Source organism: Paenirhodobacter ferrireducens, assembly GCF_004022265.1.
Classification (GTDB): Bacteria; Pseudomonadota; Alphaproteobacteria; order Rhodobacterales; family Rhodobacteraceae; genus Rhodobacter; species Rhodobacter ferrireducens.
Genome location: NZ_SAVB01000006.1, coordinates 1 through 17,670, shown reverse-complemented (window position 1 = coordinate 17,670; position 17,670 = coordinate 1). Strand labels below are relative to the sequence as shown.

The following is a 17,670-nucleotide window of genomic DNA, read 5'->3' as shown; positions in this document are numbered from 1 at the left end:
GCCAGGAGACTTCCATGCCGAAAGAGGAATGGGGCGTCAAGCGCCTCTGCCCGCATTGCGCGAGCCGCTTTTACGACCTGCAAAAAGATCCGATGACCTGCCCGGTCTGCGGAAACAGCTTCTCGATCGAGAGCCTGACCTCGAGCGGCCGCGGCCGCGTGCTGGTCGCCGACAAGGCCTCGCCGCGCGAACATGATCTCGTGGTCGACGATCTGGCCGACGAGGATCTGGACGAGGACGCGAGCGACGTCGATCTCGACGACGACCTGCTCGAGGACGACGAGGACGACAACGTCTCGCTCGACGATATCGCAGATGTCGGCGGCAGCGACGAAGAGAACTGATCCCTCCCCTTCGGGAGCGGAGGCAGGGCGCGGGCATCCCGCGCCCTTTTGCTTTCGCGCACCCCCTCCCCCGCCGGGCATGAAAAAGCCCCGGGCGCAGAGGCGACCGGGGCAGTGGGGGGAAGAGGGGGCTGGGTTCAGCCCTTCACGATCAGCCGATAGCGCAGCTGGTCGAAGATCACCGCGAGGATCAGCAAGAGCCCGATCAGCACCATCTGCATGTAGGAGCTGATCTGCGCGAGGTTCATGCCGTTCTGCACCAGGATGATGAAGAAGGCGCCGAGGACGACGTTCTCGACCCGGCCGATGCCACCACGCAGCGACACGCCGGCGATAACGCAAGCGGCTATCGACTCCATCGCGATCGTGCCGCCAAGGTTCGCCTCGCCGCTTTCGACGCGGGCGGTGAGCAGGAGCCCGGTCAGTGCCGCGATCAGCGCGCACAGGCCATAGACGAGGATTAGCACGCCGCGGGTGTTGATCGCCGACAGATGCGCTGCCTTGATGTTGCCGCCGACCGCATAGACACGGGCGCCGGCGCGGGTGCGCGCCATGAAAAGCCACATCGCCGCAATCGCCACCAGCGCAATCGCCACCGGCACCGGCAGCCCCAGCACCTTGCCGAAGCCGAAGGTGTCGCCGAAGGCGAAGGGCAGCCCCGAGACCGGCACGCCGCCGGTGAGGAACAGCGCAAAGCCGGTGCCGACCGAGGATACGCCGAGCGTCATGATGAAGGGCGAGACGTCGAACAGGGCAACGCCGATGCCGTTGATCGCGCCGACGACCAGCGCCACGGCAAAGCCAGCGAGCGCGCCAAGCGCGATCACCAGCCAGACCGCATCGGGAAAGACCGGCGCCAGCGCCGTCATCACCAGCGCCGAGACGACCGAGGAGAGCGCGATCACCGTGCCGACCGACAGATCGAAGCCGCCCGAGATCAGCACCAGCATCTGCCCGAGCGAGACGAGCACCAGATAGACCGACTGCCGCGCCACGTTCATCAGGTTCTGCGGCGTCAGGAAGTTCGGCGACAGCACGGCGAAGATCACCATCGCCGCGATCAGGAAGAACGGCAGCACGCCGAGTTTGACGAAGATGCGCAGCGGCAGGGCCAGCAGTCCGCGCGCGGGATGGGCCTGCGTCATGCGAGGTCTCCTTGCAGTTCGGGGGCAACGGTTGCGGCGCCGGGCTCGGCACCGTCGAAGAAATGGCGCAAGATCGCGTCCTCGCTCAGCTCTTCACGCTCGAGCCGGGCGGTGATGCGGCCATTCGCCAGAACGAGCGCGCGATGCGCGAGGTTCATCACCTCGGGCAGGTCGGAGGAGATCACCACCACCGCCTTGCCGGCCTCGGCGAGTTCCGCAATCAGCCGGTAGAGCGCGGCGCGGGTGCCCATGTCGACGCCGACGGTGGGCTCGTCGAAGATGTACAGATCGGCGTCATGGCCGAAGGCCTTGCCGAACAGCACCTTCTGCTGGTTCCCGCCCGAAAGCTTGGCGACGGTGCGGCGGCGATAGGCCTCGGGCAGCTCGACATGGCCGAAGATCTGCGCGGCGCGGCGGCGCAGGGCGGCAAGGCTCAGCACCGGGCCGCCGTCCAGCATCAGGTCCATGCGCAGGTTGCCGAAGGGGGTTTCCGCCAGGATCAGCCCCTCGTGCTTGCGGTCGGGCGACAGATACCACGCACCCGCCTTCACCACCCGCCGGGTCGGGGCACGGGTGATGTCCTGCCCCTTGAAGCGCACCGTGCCCGCAAGCGTCGGCGCAAGCCCCATCACCGCCCGGAAGAGGCGCGACTTGCCGGAGCCCACGAGCCCCGCCACGCCCAGCACCTCGCCGCGGCGCAGGGTGAAGGAGGCGTCGAAGACGCCCGGAGCGGCAAGCCCCTCGACCTCCAGCACCACCGCGCCGGGAGTGCGGGCGATCTGAGGATAGATGTCGCGGATCTCGCGCCCGGCCATCATGTCGACCAGCGCCTCTTCGCTCATCTCGGCCATCGGCGCGGTGCCGATCCTGGCGCCGTCGCGCAGCACGGTGACGCGCTCGGCGATGCGTTCGAACTCGTGCACGCGGTGCGAGATGTAGACGATGCCGACGCCCTCGGCCTTCAGCCGCTTCACCACGTCGAACAGCTGGTCGACCTCGCGGTCGGTCAGCGAGGCGGTGGGTTCGTCGAGGATCAGCACCGACAGCGCGCCCTGCATCGCCTTGGCGATCTCGACCATCTGCTGTTGCGCCCGCGACAGCCGCGCGACGGTGGCGCCCGGATCGATCGCAAAGCCCAGCTCGGCCAGCGTGGCGGCGGCGCGGCGGCGCATCTCGCCCGGCGCCAGGAAGGGGCCGGGGCCCGGTTCGTGGCCCAGGAACATGTTCTGCGCCACGGTCATCGTCGGGATCAGCGAGAATTCCTGAAACACGGTGTAGATGCCCTGCGCCTGCGCATCGGCGACCGAGGCAAAGCGCACCGGCACGCCGCGCACGCGGATCTCGCCCTCGGTCGGCGTGTTCGCACCGGCGAGCAGGGAGATCATCGTCGACTTGCCCGCGCCGTTCTCGCCGAAGAGCACGTGCACCTCGCCGGGCAGCAGGGTGAAATCGACCGCGTTGAGGGCGAGAACGCCGGGATAGGCCTTTGTCAGGCCCCGGGTCTCGAGAAGGGGAGAGGTCATCGGCAACGCTCCGGTTGGAAAGGCGCCCCGGTACGGGCCGGGACGCCGTGGGAGATCAGTTGACCGAGAACACGGGCTGGAAGCCCTCGGGCGGCAGCACCGCCTCGCGCGGGGTCTTCGACAGGTTGTCCTTGGTGATCACGAAGATCTTCGGACCGACGTGCTTGACGTAGGGCTTGCCCTCGAGGATGCGCACCGCCTGGTCGACCGCGATGCGGCCCTGGATGACCATCGAATCCGCCGGCGCCGCCTCGATGAAACCGCGCTGGATGCCCGAATAGACGCCCGGCGTCAGGTAGAAGGCCAGCAGCCCGACCTTGTCGGTCAGCCCGCGCTCGCGCAGCAGGCCCTGCGCCGCCTCGGCGGTGACCGCGGTGCCGGCGATGTAGTTCACCTCGGGGTTCGCCTGCAGCACGTCCTCGACCAGCTTCAGCTGCGCTTCCTTGCCGGTGTCGCCATAGCGCGGTTCCAGAACCTTCACCGCCGAGCCCTTGACCGCCTCCATGAAGCCGGTGTTCGCCGCCTCGACCCAGCCGGCGCCGGCCGGGCCCGGGAACCAGCCCACGGTGACCTCGGGGCTGCCCGCGGGGTGCTTCTCGGCCAGATACTTGCCGGTCTCGTGGCCCATGGTCCAGAACGAGACCAGCGACTTCGCCGAGATGTCGGGCGAGGACATGCCGTTCACCACGTCGATCACCGGCACGCCCTTGGCGGCGGTTTCCTTCACCACCGCGTTCAGCCCGTCATAGGAGATCGCACCGATGATCACCGCCTGCGCGCCGCCGGCGACGCAATCCTCGATCTGGCTGATCTGCTTGGCGAGTTCGGTATAGCCGCCGGCCTCGACCACGTTCAGCTTCACGCCCGCGCGCTTCGCCTCTTCGGTGACGCCGTAGTCGACGCCGAGCCAATAGGCGTCCTTCATGTGCGGGAAGGCAACGCAGATGTTCCAGGGCTTGTCGGCCTTCGGCAGCGCCTCGTAGCTGATCGGCGCGGAGGTGCCGTCGGTCGAGAAGGCGGGGGTCACCTCCTCGGCCGGATAGGGGAACCAGTCACCGGCGAAGGCCGGCACCGCAAGGGTCGTCGCGCCAAGCAGCGCAAGGGCAAGACGGGCATGTTTCATCGTTCAGAGACCTCTCTGTTCTTGTGGGATCGGTCGCGGTTGGTCCGCGTTTCTTTGGGTAGTGTGGGTGAGTGGTGGTGGTCGTGGTGGTGGCGGCGCGCCGCGGGCCCTCAGGCCAGCGCGGCACGCAGCTTTGCAAGACGGTCGCGGCGGGCGGCGCGGGCCGCGAGCGCCTCTTCCATCGTCACCTCGGTGAAGCGCACCTTGGTGTTCGGCTGCAGCTGGCCGATCAGGTCCATGTCGGCCGAGATCACCGCACCGAGGGTGAAGTAGCCGCCGCCCGAGACCGCATCGCGGTGCAGAACGATCGGCTCCTGTCCGCCCGGCACCTGGATCGAGCCGTAGGAATAGCAGCCGTCGACGATGTTCGACGGGTCCGAACCCGCACCGAAGGGCTGTTCGCGGTCGACGAATTCCATCGGCGAACCGCCGCGGAAGCGATAGCCCATGCGGTCGGCCTCGGGCGCCACGACCCATTCGTCGGCGAAGAAGCGCGCCTGGCAGGCGGGCGTCAGCCGGTGCCAGTAAAGCCCGGTCAGCACCCGCAGCGAGACCGGCGCCGAGACCGGGACCAGAAGGCTGCGGTCGAGGCTGCGCTCGGTCATCGTCGTGGCCTCGCCCACCGGCACCACGTCGCCCGCGGCGATGGCGCGGCCGTCGATGCCGCCAAGCGCACCGATCGGATAGGTCGAACGGCTGCCAAGCGCGAGCGGCGTCGCGATGCCGCCGCCGAAGGCGATGTAGATCCGCGCGCCGGCCTTGAGGAAGCCGAAGCGCAGGGTCTGGCCGGCCTTCACCACGAAGGCACTCCAGCCCTCGCGCGGCTCGCCATCGACGAAGATCGGCATCTCGGCGCCGGTGACGGCCACCAGCGTGTCGGCGTCGAAGGTCAGCTCCGGCCCCATGAACACCGCCTCGAGCCCGGCCGCGCCCTCGTCATTGCCGACCAGCATGTTCGCCACGCGCAGTGCAAAGCGGTCCATCGCGCCGCCCTCGGGGATGCCGAGGTGGAAATAGCCCGGACGGCCCAGATCCTGCACCGTCGTCGAGAGCCCGGGTTTGACGACCTTAAATGCCATTGAGGGCCTCCATCAGGTTCGCGTTGGTGCCGGCGATGTCGGCGTTGAAGGCGTCGAGATCGAAGGTGACGGGGGCGATGCGCGGCGTGTAGGTGCCGGCGGCCACCGCAGCCTCGATCCGCTCGTATTCGGCGCGGTCGACGGGCTTCCATTTCACGATGTCGCCCGGCCGGAAGAACACCATGAAATCCTTCAGGTAGGACACCGTCTGCGTCGGGTCGTAGATCGGCATCGGGGTGATGCCGAAGAGCTGATAGCCGCCCGCCCCGCGCACCGAATAGATGCAGCCGAAGCAGCCGCCGATGCCGACCGAGAGCTTCGGCGTGTCGGTGCGCGGGCGCAGGTATTTCGGCACCTGGATCTGCTTCTCGCGCTCGACGAGCTGGTAGAGGAAGGGCAGGCCCGCGACGAAGCCCACCATCGACACGAACCAGGGCTGCGAGTGGAAGGCCTCGAGGAAGGCCTCGACGCTGTCATAGCCGTTGATCCGCGCCGCATAGTCGAGATCCGAGCCGGTCGGGTCCTGATGCCGCTCGCGGAAGCGCATCAGCGTCTCGTGCGTCCAGGGGTCCTGGAAATAGACCGGGATCTCGATGATCCGGGTCTCGAGCCGCTTGTCCGAGACCTCGGCCTTGTGTTCGAGCTCCCTGATCCGCGCCATGATCTCCTCGGGGGCGATCACGTCGGGGTCGAAGCGCACCTCGAAGGAGGCGTTCGCCGGGCAGATCTCGGTCACGCCGGGGATCTCGGCCTCGGCCACCGCATTACGCAGCGAGAGCGCGATGAAGAAGGCCTCGAGCGACATCTCCTCGTCGATCTCGACATAGACGTGCTCGTCGCCGCCGAAGGAATACCTTGTCTTCACGGTCTCTCTCCTATGCTGCGGTGGGGGGCGGTCAGGTTCCCGGCGGCAAGCCAGGGTTCCAGCCATTGGGTGTGGAACTCGCCCGCGCGCACGCCCGCATCGGCGGCCAGCGCCAGGTGCAGCGGGATCGTCGTCTTCAGCCCGCCGATCTCGATGCCGGTGAGGGTGTCGGCCATCCGCCCGATCGCCGCGGCACGGTCCTCGGCCCGGACGATCAGCTTGCCCAGAAGCGAATCGTAGAAGGGCGGGATCTGATAGCCCTCGTAGAGGAAGTGGTCGAAGCGCACGCCCTCGCCCACCGGGATGGTCAGCGCCGTGACCTTGCCCGGGAACGGCAGGAACTGCAGGAACGGGTCCTCGGCGTTCAGCCGGACCTCGATCGCGTGGCCGGTGCAGCTGATCTGCTCCTGCGTCAGCGGCAGCGGCTCGCCGCCCGCGATGCGCAGCATCAGCGCCACGAGGTCGAGCCCCGTCACCATCTCGGTCACCGGATGTTCCACCTGGATGCGGGTGTTCATCTCGATGAAGTAGAAGCGGTCCGCCGCGCCGTCATAGAGATATTCGATGGTGCCCGCGCCGCGGTAGTTCACCGCCTGCGCCAGCGCCACGGCACTGTCGCACAGCGCCTTGCGGGTGGCCTCGGGCAGACCGAAGGCCGGCGCCTCTTCCCAGACCTTCTGCCGGCGGCGCTGCAGCGAGCATTCGCGCTCATAGCAGTGCACGGCCGCGCCGGTGCCGTCGCCGAGGATCTGCACCTCGATGTGGCGCGGGTTGAGGATCACCTTCTCGAGGTAGAGCCCGCCGTCGCCGAAGGCGGCCTCGGCCTCGGCACGCGCCTGCGGCGCGAGACGGGCGAGTTCCTCGGCCGAGGTGGCGATGCGGATGCCGCGCCCGCCACCGCCCGCCGCGGCCTTGATCATCACCGGATAGCCGATGCCCTCGGCGATCGCCACGGCCTCGGCCGCCTCGATCCGCCCGTCCGAGCCCGGCACCGTCGGCACGCCCGCCGCCTGCGCCGCGATCTTCGCCGCGACCTTGTCGCCCATCCGGTCGATCGTCTCGGCGGTCGGGCCGACGAAGACCATGCACGCCGCCTCGACCGCGCGGGCGAACTCGGCGTTCTCGGCGAGGAAGCCATAGCCCGGATGCACGGCATCACAGCCCGCATCCTTCGCGGCGGCAACCACCGCCGCGATGTTCAGGTAGGATTTCGCCGCCTGCGCCGGGCCGACGCAGACCGCGCCATCGGCCAGCTGCACGGCCAGCATCCCGGCATCGGCCTCGGAATGGGCCTGCACCGTCTCGATGCCCAGCGATTTCGCGGCGCGGATGATGCGCACGGCGATCTCGCCCCGGTTCGCGATGAAGAGTTTGCGGATCGCCATCGGATCAGTCCAGCTTCGCCAGGGTTTCGCCCGCGCTGACCGGCGTCGCATCGGCCGCGACATAGCCCGCGAAGGTGCCCGCCGCCTCGGCCTTCACCTCGATGAAGGTCTTCATCACCTCGATCAGGCCGATGGTGTCCTCGGCCGCGACCGCCTCGCCCGCCGACTTGAACGGCGCCGCGTCCGGCGAGGGCTTGTGGTAGAAGGTGCCGGGAAGGGGCGAAAGAATATCGGTCATGGCTCTCTCCTGTCAGATCAGTCTTGTTTGAGCACCAGCGCCGCGGGGGCGATGGTGATGCCGTTTTCGAGCAGCGTTGTCTTGATCGCGCGGCCGATCTCGACCGCGCCGGGGGTGTCGGAATGGAAGCAGATCGATTCGAACTCGACCCGGATCTCCTTGCCGTCCACCGTCTCGACGGTGTTGTCGAGGCAGGCGCGCAGGCATTTCTCGGCGAGTTTCGCCGGATCGGGCGGCGCAACACGGCGCTGGAACACGATCGAGCCGCTCGCATCATAGTCGCGGTCGGCATAGAACTCGCGCACCACCGGCTGACCGAGGCGCTGCGCCACCTCATAGGTGTGCGAGATGTCCATGCAGAACAGGGCCAGCTCGGGCGCGGTGCGCTGCAGCGTCTCGACCAGATGGCGCGACAGGTCCTCGTTCGCCGCCGCCTCCATGTAGAGCGCGCCATGCGGCTTCACGTGCTGCAGCGCGATGCCATAGCGCCGGCCGAACTCGCGCAAGGCGCCGATCTGATAGAGGATGTCGTTCACCAGCTCCTCGGAGGAGGCACGGATGTAGCGCCGGCCGAAGCCCACGAGGTCGCGATAGCCCGGGTGCGCGCCCAGCCCCACCGCGTGCTGCTGGCACAGTTTCACCACCCGGTTCATCAGCGTCGGATCGCCGGCGTGAAAGCCCGTCGCCACATTCGCCGAGGAGATGACTTCCATCAGCTCCTCGTCGGGGGCGCCCATCGTCCAGTGGCCGAAGCCTTCTCCAAGGTCACAGTTGAGGTCGACGATCTTCGGCATGTCCAGGTCCACGTAACATTTGCATGAACAGGTTTCCCGAAGATGTGCCTCATGTAAAATTCAAAGATATGTCTTTGCCATTTCTGATTTTCAGATAAACAGGCCATCGGGAGCCCTGTGCAAACTTCCATGATTCCTTGGGTTGCTTGGCATTTGAGCAATTCGTCAACACGGATCTTCGGAAGATATGATGGGCGGCATCTGAATATCAGAACGGACGGCATGAACTTCCGGCAAATCAAGTATTTCGTCGCCACCGCCGAGACCGGCCAGGTCAGCCGCGCCGCAAGCGCGCTGTCGATCTCGCAATCGGCGGTGACCACCGCGATCCGCGAACTCGAGACCGAGATCGGCACCGCGCTGTTCACCCGCACCGCGCACGGGATGGAGATGACGCAATCGGGGCGCGAGCTTCTGGCGCTGAGCTACGAGATCCTGACCAAGATCGACGAGGCAGTGAACATCCGCGAACGGGCGAGCGGCACCACCGGGCGGATCCTCGTCGCCACCACCTACACGGTGATCGGCTATTTCCTGCCCTATCACCTCGACCGCATCGCCCGGATGCACCCGAACCTCGACATCCAGGTGCATGAGCTGAACCGCGAAAGCGTCGAAGAGGGCTTGCTCGCGAACCGCTTCGACATCGCGATCGTGCTGACCTCGAACATCTCGAACCCCGAGCTCGAGACCGACACGCTGTTGCGCTCGCCCCGGCGGCTGTGGCTGCCGCAGGGCCACCGCCTCGCCGACCGCCGCAGGGTGCAGTTCAGCGAGATCTCGGAAGAGGATTACATCATGCTGACGGTGGACGAGGCGGCGAACACCACGATGAAATACTGGACCTTCGGCTCGACCCCGCCGCAGGTGAAGATGCGCACCTCGTCGATCGAGGCGGTGCGCTCGATGGTGGCGAACGGTCAGGGGGTGACGGTGCTTTCCGACATGGTCTATCGCCCCTGGTCGCTTGAAGGGCGGCGGATCGTGACGGTGGAGACCGACCCGGTCGTGCCCTCGATGGACGTGGGGCTTGCCTGGCGGCGCGGCACCGAGATGACGCCCGCGACGCAGGTGCTCTACAGCTACTTCCGCCAGGCCTTCAGCACGCCACAGATCTGAGCTCAGGCGGGAAGGCGATCGGCCTCGGTCAGGAACAGGACCTCGACCCCCAAGCGACCGGCCAGCGCCCGCCCCGCGGTCTCGCCGAGCACCATCAGGGCACTGGCGACGGCATCGGCGCGCATGCAGGTCTCGGCCAGCACGGTGACCGAGGCGGGACCGCCCAGCACCGGCGCGCCGCGGCGCGGGTCCATGGTGTGCGACAGCTGGCGGCCGCCGACCTCGACCCGGTGGCGATAATCGCCCGAGGTGGCGATGGCGATGTCATGCAGCTCGAACACCGAATGCACGGCGCGGAGCGCGGGATCGGGGCGCTCGACCGCCACCGCCCAGCCCCGGCCGTCGGGCTGGGTGCCGAGGCCGCGCAGCTCGCCGTCGATCGCGGCAAGCGCGCGGGTGATGCCATGGGCGCCCAGCACCTCGACCAGCGCGTCGACGCCATAGCCCTTGGCGATGCCGCTGAGGTCCAGCGTCATCTCGGCGCGCTTGCAGGCGGTGCCGGCGGCGCGGTCAAGCTCCAGCCCCTCGAAGCTCGGCCGCCGCGGGCAGGTCATCGCGGCGCGGATCGCGGCGGGATCGGCCGGCGCCGGGCCAAAGCCCCAGGCCGCGACCGCATCGCCCATCGCGATCTCGAAGGCGCCGCCCGACAGCCGGCCGATCTCCAGCGCCTCGGACAGCACCGTCATCAGCCGCGCGGGCAGCGGCACCGCGACGTCGAGCGGCGCCGCGTTGAGCCGCATCAGGTCGCTCTGGGGCCGCCAGGTCGACATCTGCGCATCGACCTCGTCCACCGCCGCTTGCAGCGCGGCCGCGAGAGGGGAAAGGTCCTCCCCCTCGGGCGCGAACAGCACCACCGACCAGCGCGTGCCCATCGTCGGACCGCTCAGCGCGCGCCGGATCAGATCAGAAGACGTCTTCAGCATAGCGTCCCTCTTCCTTCAACAGTGCAAGGCTCTTGCCCTGCCCCTCCAGGATCGCGGAGAGCGCGTCGCGCACCCCTGCGGCCATCTCGCGTCCGCCACAAACCAGCACCTGCGCGCCCGCGGCCAGAAGCTGCCCGACCTGCGCCGCCTCGGCACCGATGCGGTCCTGCACATGCTCGCGCCGTCCGGCGCGGGAGAAGGCGGTGCTCAGCCCCGACAGACGGCCATCGGCGCGCCAGGCGGTCAGATCCTCCTCGTAGAGGAAATCGCTCTCGGGGGTGCGGGCGCCGAACCACAGATGCACCGGGCGATGGCGGCGGTTCGCGCGGACAAAGCCCGCAAGCGGCGCGATGCCGGCGCCGGCACCAACCAGGATCAGCGGCTTGCGCCCCTTCGCCGGATGGAAGGCCGGGTTGCGGCGCAGGAAGGCGGTGACCGTCGCCCCCGGCGCAAGCGCGGTGAGCTGGCCCGAGCAGAGCCCGCCCGGCTGCCGGCGCACGCAGATCTCGACGAAGCCGTCGCGCGCACCGGAGGCCAGCGAATAGAAGCGCGGCAGGTCCGAGCCCTCGGGCAGCACGCCGAGCAGGTCGCCGGCCTCGAAGCGGGCAAAGCCCTGCCCGGTCAGCCGCTGCCACAGTCCAAGCTTCGGCAGAGCGAAGCGCAGGATCGCGGCCGGCGCCTGCATCTCGGTGCCATAGTCGCGACGCGAGATCAGGCGCAGCACCTCGCCCTGCGGCACCTGCGGCAGATGCGCGAGGTCAAGCGGATGACCGAGCACATCGCCCAGATCGCGGCCCCAGCGGGCGAAATCCTGCGGCGACTGGCGGTTGACGGTGCCAAGCGGCATCAGCTCGGCCCAGCCGACGGCACGGGCGGCCTCGGTCAGGTCCTGCGCATAGGCGCAGAACTCGGGGAAGCTGCGGTCGCCGAAGCCGAGCACGGCGAGCGGCGCGGCGGGCGGGGTCTTCAGCGCGCGGATGCGATCCAGAACACCGCGGGCGGCGGCGGGCGCCTCGCCCTCGCCATAGGTCGCGGCCAGGATGAGGAAGCGCTTCGCCTTGCCATAGCGCGCCGGGTCGAAGGCGCTGAGCGGCGCGGCGTGCACGCTGTGGCCGGCCTGCGCCAGCGCGTCGCGCAGGGTGCGGGCAAAGCCCCAGGTGGTGCCGCCTTCCGAGGCGACGAGCAGGATGGTCCCGGCACTGCCCGAGGCGACATTGCCCGGCAGGCGCACGCCCGAGCGGCGGGTGCGCAGCCATTGCACCGCCCCGGTGACGGCAAGCGTCGGCACGCTCAGCGCCATCAGCCCGAGGATCAGGCCAAGCGTTGCCGCGCCGCGACCGGTGTGCAGCATCTCGACAATCGCGCTCGCGCGTTCCCACGCGCTCGGCAGGGCCGAGGACAGCACGGCGCCGGTGCCCGGGTCGATCAGCGCGGTGCCGCCCGCGGCACTCAGGGTGAAGACGTCGGTCGGGTCCTGCGGCGAGGGGAAGGAGAGGTCGCGCAGATCGGCGACCGGGGTTTCGGCCAGCAGCGGGATCTGCGCGGGGGCAAGCCGGGGGAGGCCCGCCGTCGCCACCGCGGGGGCCGGGTCGACCGCCTCGTCGGGCAGAAGCGAGAAGGTCGAGGCGGTCATCCACAGCGCGGTGAGCGAGGACAGCAGCAGCCCGCCCACGGCGAAGCGGGCCAGCTCGACATGCACGCGCCCGGGCCAGGGCCCGCGGGTGCGGCCGAACCAGCGTCGCCAGCCGCCCATGCGCCGCGCCACCAGTGCCGCGCCCGAGAGCGTCAGCACCGCCATCGCCGCTGCACCTGCCGCCATCACCAGCCGCCCGGTGTCGCCAAGGAACAACGAGCGGTGCAGGTTGGTGAGCCACAGCTCGACCGACGAGGGATCGGCGCTGACCGCATCCGCCCCCGTCGCCGGGTCGATCACCGCACTGCCGGGCGTGCCCGCGTCGAACCACCAGGCGGTGATCCGGCCCGAGGGCGCGCGACGGATCTGCTCGAGCCCGGGATGGGCCGCCTCGACCTGTGCCGCCAGGTCGGCGACGCTCAGCCCCGCCGGGGCCTGCGGCGCCCCCGCCCGCTCGAGCGCGGGAAAGACCGAGAGCGCCGCGCCGCTGAGGGCGAGGACAAGGACGAGCAGCGCGGCAATCAGGCCGGGCCAGCGGTGGATCGAGCGCAGCACGGGCGGGCCCTCCGGATCAGAAGCTGACGGTCAGCGTGTCGATGTAGCTGCGCCCCTGCACGGCCTTGCCGACACTGTCCGAGGTCAGCGGAAGCACCACCTCGTTCGGGCTTTCGCGCATGTCCTCGACCGCGGCATCGACATGGAGCACATAGCCCGCATCGAAGAGCGCGTCCTGAAGGTCGAGCGTGATCTTCAGCGAGCGGCCGGCACCGACCGAGGCACCGGTGATGCCGTCGACCTGCGCGGTGTCGCCGCCGGTCGCCGCCTGCCAGCCGGTGAGGTGGCGATAATACTTGGCCTTGCCGCCCGCCATCCACAGGCTGCCGACATAGCCGCCCTGCGCATCAGTGACGTAGAAGGCGAGATAGGCGCCGTCGCCACCGTAATTGCGCATCTGCGTGGTGAAGGTGACGGGCTTGGCCTGCGCGAGCGCCGGCACGGCGGTGAGCGCGGTGGTCAGGGCAAGTGCGGTGAGCAGGTGTTTCATTCTCTCTCTCCTCGGATCAGTTCGTCTGCACCGCGGGCTTCGCACCCGGGGCGAACAGCCCGTTCGCGGGCGGCGCCGAGGTGCCGGCGGGCGCCGGACCACGGCCCTGGCCCCGGCCGCCCTCGTCATCGTCGTCATCGTCGTCATCGTGACCGCCACGGCGTTCGTCGTCGTGACCACGGCGGCCGAAGAACCAGCCCTCGTCATCATCGTCATCCTCGGCAAGACGCATCGGTGCCGGGGCGGCCGGGCTGGCGGCAGCCGGGGCAGTGGCGGCATCGGTCGCGCCGCCGGAGACGACGACGGCCGAGCGGACGAGCGGGCCGAGCGGCGATGCCGCGGCGGGGGCGGCGGGCGTCACCTCGGGCACGGGCGCCGCGGAAAGGGCGCCGACGACGGTCGTGGTGATCGCGGTGGTCAGGGCAAGCAGGGCAAGAACGGATTTCATCGGGGGTCCTTCGTGTCTGGTATCTGTCGCAAAGTGTCGCGCCCGAAGCTGAGCGCAGGCTGAAGCGGTGGAGCTTTCCGCTTCAGCGGGCTGTCAGGTCGGGCGCGCCGGTCGAACAAGGGACAAGCCCGGCGCGCCCTCTCCCGGGGGGACGATTCCCGGGAGCCGGACCGGAACCCCGGCCCGGAAATCGGGGTCAGTCGCCGTGTCCGTGTTCGTGGCGATCGTCATCTTCCTCGATCTCGCCCTTCAGCACCGCGAGCGTCGCCGGATCGAGTTTTAGCTCGACCGCCCGGCCCTGGGCATCGCGCGCATCGAGCTCGTAGCAACCGTCATCGATCTTGATGCGCCGCACCGTCAGCCCCTGCGCCTCGGCCAGTGCCTGCACCGCGGCGCGCGGCTGCCAGTCGGCCATCGGCACGCGGCAATGGTGGTCGCCGGCAATGGCCGCTCCCGGCGCGGCGAGAAGCAGCAGCGCAGGCAGCGCCAGACGGGACAGCGGGCGAGAGAATGACGACATCGGCTCCTCCGGTTTCGGTTGCCCATTCTCTGGCGTGCGAATCTGACGCGAGCCTGAACCGCCCCCCGGTTGCGGTTCAGCTTGCCGTCAGCTTCGCACGGAATAAGCTGGCCACACCGCCGGAGGAGCCCATGCGCATTCTGCTGATCGAAGACGACGAGGTGCTGGGCGCCGCGGTGCGCGACCAGATCGCGGCCGACGGCCATCCCGTCGACTGGGTGACGCGGCTCGATGCGGCGCGCGATGCGATGGCGGTGGCGGTCTATGACCTGATCCTGCTCGACCTGATGCTGCCCGACGGGCTGGGCCTTGGCTTCCTGCGCGCGCTGCGCGGGCGCGGCGATGCCACCCCCGTCATCATCCTGACCGCGCTCGATCAGGTGTCGGACCGGATCGACGGGCTGAATGCCGGCGCCGACGACTATCTGGTGAAACCCTTCGACCTCGCCGAGCTGTCCGCCCGCATCGGTTCTGTCGCGCGCCGCTATGCCGGCAACCCGAACCCGATCATCACCCTCGGCCCGCTCGAGATCGACCTTGCCGCCCGCGCCGTGCGCCGCGACGGCAAACCGGTGTCGCTCACCGCGCGGGAATGGGCGCTCTTCGAGGCCTTCCTCGCCCGCCCCGGCCAGCTGCTGTCGAAACCCGCGCTGGAAGAGCGGCTCTATTCCTTCGACGACGAGGTCGAAAGCAACACCGTCGAGGTCCATGTCAGCCGGCTGCGCAAGAAACTGGGCGCGGGCGTGATCGAGACCGAGCGCGGCCTCGGCTACCGGCTGGGCCGCGGATGAGGGCGCCGCATTCCCTGCAGCTGCGCCTTGGCCTTGCCGTGGGCGCTGTGGTCACGGCGCTCTGGGCCGCAGGGGCACTCACCACCGCGCAGCTTTTGCGCCGCGAGATGAACGAGGTCTTCGATTCGATGCTCGAAGAGACGGCACAGCGCGTGCTGCCGCTTGCCGTGACCGAAATTCTCGGCCGCGAGGGGGCGACCGGCGCGCAGACGGTGCCGGTAATCCGCGCCCATGAAGAGCAGTTCACTTACGTCGTGCGCGATGCCGCCGGTGCCATCCTGCTGCAATCGCACACTGCCGATCCCGCCGATTTCCCGCCCTATGCCGGGCCCGGTTTTTCCGACACGCCGCAACTGCGGATCTATTCGGACGAGGCGCTGCGCGGCAGCGTGACGATCTCGGTGGGCGAGCCGGTCGCACATCGGGCCCGCCTTGCGGGCAAGGTGCAGATGGGGCTGCTCGCCCCGCTGGCGCTGATGGTGCCACTGTCGCTTGGCGCGATCGCGCTGGTGCTGCGGCTTGGCTTTGCGCCGCTGCGCCGGTTCCGGCTGAGGCTGGCGCGGCGCGGCGCGGCCGACCTGTCGGCGGTGGAGACGCGCGACCTGCCGGCCGAGGTGCAGCCGCTCGCGGAAACCCTGAACGCGCTGCTCGCCAGGCTCGATGCCGCCTTCCAGGCCGAGCGCAGCTTCACCGCCAATGCCGCCCATGAGTTGCGCACGCCGCTTGCCGGCGCCATCGCCCAAGTGCAGCGGCTGCGCGCCGAAAGCACCGACCCCGCCACCACCGCCCGCGCCGCCGAGATCGAGGCCGGGCTGAAGCGGCTGACGCGGCTTTCCGAAGGGCTGATGCAGCTTGCCCGCGCCGAGGGCGGCAAGCTGCGCACCGGCACGCCCCGCGATCTGCGCCTGGTCGCGCGGCTGATGGCCGAGGACACGGCGCGGCTCGCCGGCGCGCCCGCGGTGACGCTCGATCTGCCCACGGCGCCGGTGCTCTCCGACCTCGATCCCGACATCTTCGGCATCCTCGTGCGCAACCTCGTCGAGAACGCGCTGCGCCACGGCACGCCCGGTGCGCCGGTCTCGGTCCGTCTCGGCCCCGACGCGACGCTCTCGGTCGAGAACGACTGCGCCCCGGTGCCCGCCCAGACCCTCGCCCGCCTCGGCACGCGCTTCGAGCGCGCCCCCGGCGCCGGCAAGGGCAGCGGGCTCGGCCTTGCCATCGTGCGCGCGATCGTCACCCGTTCCGGCGGGCGGCTGGATCTCGCCTCCCCCCTTCCCGGTCAGGACCGCGGCTTCTCGGTGCGTGTCACCCTGCCGCCCTCCCAGCCCGGCTGACCCGCCTTTCCTTTTCAACCCAGCGATACCGCGAGGCCCCCATGTCCCCCCTTCCCTACCAGTCGGCTCACGAGGAGCTGCATTTCATCAACCGCTCCGGCTGGCTGCGCGCCGCCGTGCTTGGCGCGAATGACGGCATCGTCTCCGTCGCCTCGCTGATCGTCGGCGTGGCCGCCGCCGATCCCTCGCCCACGGCGGTGCTGATCGCTGGCGGCGCCGGCCTTGCCGCGGGCGCGATGTCGATGGCGGCCGGCGAATATGTCTCGGTCTCCTCGCAATCCGACATCGAGCGCGCCGATATCGCGCGCGAGACCGCAGCGCTGCGCGACACCCCCGAGGAGGAGGAGCGCGAGCTTGCCTCGATCTTCGAAAGCCGCGGTCTGAGCCCGGCGACCGCTGCGCTGGTGGCGCGCGAGCTGACCGAGAAGGATGCGCTCGGCGCCCATGTGCGCGAGGAGCTGGGGCTCTCCGAGGTGCACGCCGCCAACCCGCTGCAGGCGGCGCTGGCATCTGGCCTGACCTTCTCGGTCGCGGCCGCGATGCCGCTGATCGCCGCGGTGCTGGCGCCGGCGGGCCAGGTGATTCCGGTGGTGGTCGGCGCAACGCTCGTCTGCCTTGCGCTTCTGGGCGCGCTCGGCGCCCAGGCCGGCGGCGCGCCGAAGCTGCCCGCAACGCTGCGCGTGCTGTTCTGGGGCGCGGCCGCAATGGCGATCACCGCGGGCGTCGGCCGGCTCTTCGGGGTCAGCGTCTGAGGCCTTTCCAAGGCCACGCGGAGGGGCGTGGAAAATTTTGCGGGGAAACGCAAAAATCCTCTTGCGCCCATCCGCGCCCCCCCGTATACGACGCCCCACGCAAGGCGCTGAACCAGCGCACTGCGGACCTCACGGTGGGGCCATAGCTCAGTTGGGAGAGCGCTTGAATGGCATTCAAGAGGTCAGGGGTTCGACTCCCCTTGGCTCCACCAAATAAACCAGTAAAAACAGCAAGTTACGCGGGCCGCTACCGGCGGTCTTTGTAGTTCATGAATACCGCGTAAGTTTGGCGTAAGACCTGCCCCGAGGTCCGCTGGCGCGTAAGCTGCTGATTCATCGCGCAAACGAAAAGCGCCCCGCAACCCATGCCGCGAGGCGCTACAGGTCATGCGGTAAAGGAGGCCCGCACCCTGACTGCGGCTGTTGCGATTAACGAGGAACTGAACCGCTATGCCTCGTCGCGGGCGGCATTGAGACCCGCGCCCTGAGCTACTCCCGATCCCTTGGACAGTTTCCGGGATGATTTAAGCTACTCTCTGCGCCTGCTGGTCGGTTTCGATCTGGTTGAAGTAGACCACGGCGGGCGGCTTTCCGCCATGGGCGGCGTGG

At 69.2% G+C, this 17,670-nt stretch carries 18 protein-coding genes and 1 tRNA gene; 6 read left to right on the top strand and 13 right to left on the bottom strand.

What is annotated here, in order from left to right; all coding sequences use genetic code 11:
- The first annotated feature begins 14 nt into the window (after positions 1 to 14).
- Entirely contained in the window at positions 15 to 344 is a 330-nt protein-coding gene (locus EOW65_RS05860) for a TIGR02300 family protein (RefSeq protein ID WP_113899517.1), read from the top strand.
- Positions 345 to 481: 137 nt separating this feature from the next.
- Here EOW65_RS05860 and EOW65_RS05855 read toward each other — a convergent pair whose 3' ends face one another.
- The 8 genes from EOW65_RS05855 to EOW65_RS05820 form a co-directional block, all read right to left on the bottom strand.
- Complete coding sequence (locus EOW65_RS05855; protein ID WP_121533855.1) at positions 482 to 1,489, bottom strand: ABC transporter permease; 1,008 nt, start codon at positions 1,487 to 1,489, stop codon at positions 482 to 484.
- On the bottom strand, positions 1,486 to 3,012 hold the full coding sequence (locus EOW65_RS05850; RefSeq protein ID WP_128148047.1) for a sugar ABC transporter ATP-binding protein: 1,527 nt from the start codon (positions 3,010 to 3,012) through the stop codon (positions 1,486 to 1,488). Before EOW65_RS05850 ends, EOW65_RS05855 begins: the two co-directional genes overlap by 4 nt.
- 55 nt (positions 3,013 to 3,067) lie before the next feature.
- Positions 3,068 to 4,135, bottom strand: a complete 1,068-nt coding sequence (gene torT, locus EOW65_RS05845; protein WP_128148046.1) for a TMAO reductase system periplasmic protein TorT — start codon at positions 4,133 to 4,135, stop codon at positions 3,068 to 3,070.
- 110 nt (positions 4,136 to 4,245) lie between these two features.
- Entirely contained in the window at positions 4,246 to 5,214 is a 969-nt protein-coding gene (locus EOW65_RS05840) for a 5-oxoprolinase subunit C family protein (RefSeq protein ID WP_128148045.1), read from the bottom strand.
- Positions 5,204 to 6,079 (bottom strand): 5-oxoprolinase subunit B family protein, encoded by an 876-nt coding sequence (locus tag EOW65_RS05835; protein ID WP_128148044.1) that lies wholly within the window; start codon positions 6,077 to 6,079, stop codon positions 5,204 to 5,206. Before EOW65_RS05835 ends, EOW65_RS05840 begins: the two co-directional genes overlap by 11 nt.
- Complete coding sequence (locus EOW65_RS05830) at positions 6,076 to 7,464, bottom strand: acetyl-CoA carboxylase biotin carboxylase subunit (protein WP_128148043.1); 1,389 nt, start codon at positions 7,462 to 7,464, stop codon at positions 6,076 to 6,078. The genes EOW65_RS05835 and EOW65_RS05830 overlap by 4 nt, the downstream gene beginning before the upstream one ends.
- A gap of 4 nt (positions 7,465 to 7,468) precedes the next feature.
- Entirely contained in the window at positions 7,469 to 7,702 is a 234-nt protein-coding gene (locus EOW65_RS05825; RefSeq protein WP_128148042.1) for an acetyl-CoA carboxylase, read from the bottom strand.
- Between the two features lie 17 nt (positions 7,703 to 7,719).
- Positions 7,720 to 8,508, bottom strand: a complete 789-nt coding sequence (locus EOW65_RS05820; RefSeq protein ID WP_369407170.1) for a 5-oxoprolinase subunit PxpA — start codon at positions 8,506 to 8,508, stop codon at positions 7,720 to 7,722.
- A gap of 210 nt (positions 8,509 to 8,718) precedes the next feature.
- On the opposite strand from EOW65_RS05820, the gene EOW65_RS05815 reads away from it, so the two are divergent.
- Positions 8,719 to 9,615, top strand: a complete 897-nt coding sequence (locus tag EOW65_RS05815; RefSeq protein ID WP_128148041.1) for a LysR family transcriptional regulator — start codon at positions 8,719 to 8,721, stop codon at positions 9,613 to 9,615.
- Positions 9,616 to 9,617: 2 nt separating this feature from the next.
- Here EOW65_RS05815 and EOW65_RS05810 read toward each other — a convergent pair whose 3' ends face one another.
- The 5 genes from EOW65_RS05810 to EOW65_RS05790 form a co-directional block, all read right to left on the bottom strand.
- A complete protein-coding gene (locus EOW65_RS05810) occupies positions 9,618 to 10,538 on the bottom strand; it encodes an FAD:protein FMN transferase (protein ID WP_128148040.1) in 921 nt (306 codons plus the stop codon).
- Positions 10,519 to 12,726 (bottom strand): PepSY domain-containing protein, encoded by a 2,208-nt coding sequence (locus tag EOW65_RS05805; RefSeq protein WP_128148039.1) that lies wholly within the window; start codon positions 12,724 to 12,726, stop codon positions 10,519 to 10,521. Before EOW65_RS05805 ends, EOW65_RS05810 begins: the two co-directional genes overlap by 20 nt.
- 16 nt (positions 12,727 to 12,742) lie before the next feature.
- Complete coding sequence (locus EOW65_RS05800) at positions 12,743 to 13,216, bottom strand: DUF2271 domain-containing protein (protein WP_128148038.1); 474 nt, start codon at positions 13,214 to 13,216, stop codon at positions 12,743 to 12,745.
- A 16-nt stretch (positions 13,217 to 13,232) separates the two neighbouring features.
- Positions 13,233 to 13,664 (bottom strand): hypothetical protein, encoded by a 432-nt coding sequence (locus tag EOW65_RS05795; protein WP_128148037.1) that lies wholly within the window; start codon positions 13,662 to 13,664, stop codon positions 13,233 to 13,235.
- Between the two features lie 196 nt (positions 13,665 to 13,860).
- On the bottom strand, positions 13,861 to 14,184 hold the full coding sequence (locus EOW65_RS05790) for a PepSY domain-containing protein (protein WP_128148036.1): 324 nt from the start codon (positions 14,182 to 14,184) through the stop codon (positions 13,861 to 13,863).
- Between the two features lie 131 nt (positions 14,185 to 14,315).
- On the opposite strand from EOW65_RS05790, the gene EOW65_RS05785 reads away from it, so the two are divergent.
- The 4 genes from EOW65_RS05785 (at position 14,316) to EOW65_RS05770 (ending at position 17,273) form a co-directional block, all read left to right on the top strand.
- Positions 14,316 to 14,975, top strand: coding sequence for a response regulator transcription factor (locus EOW65_RS05785; RefSeq protein WP_121533874.1), 660 nt, complete (start codon positions 14,316 to 14,318; stop codon positions 14,973 to 14,975).
- The gene (locus EOW65_RS05780) at positions 14,972 to 16,309 is read left to right on the top strand and encodes an ATP-binding protein (protein ID WP_128148035.1); all 1,338 of its coding nucleotides are present in this window, start codon (positions 14,972 to 14,974) and stop codon (positions 16,307 to 16,309) included. The genes EOW65_RS05785 and EOW65_RS05780 overlap by 4 nt, the downstream gene beginning before the upstream one ends.
- Before the next feature lie 41 nt (positions 16,310 to 16,350).
- Positions 16,351 to 17,061: a VIT1/CCC1 transporter family protein gene (locus EOW65_RS05775; protein WP_128148034.1), complete on the top strand. Its 711-nt coding sequence runs from the start codon at positions 16,351 to 16,353 to the stop codon at positions 17,059 to 17,061.
- A gap of 136 nt (positions 17,062 to 17,197) precedes the next feature.
- Positions 17,198 to 17,273, top strand: a tRNA-Ala gene (locus EOW65_RS05770).
- Positions 17,274 to 17,670 lie beyond the last annotated feature (397 nt).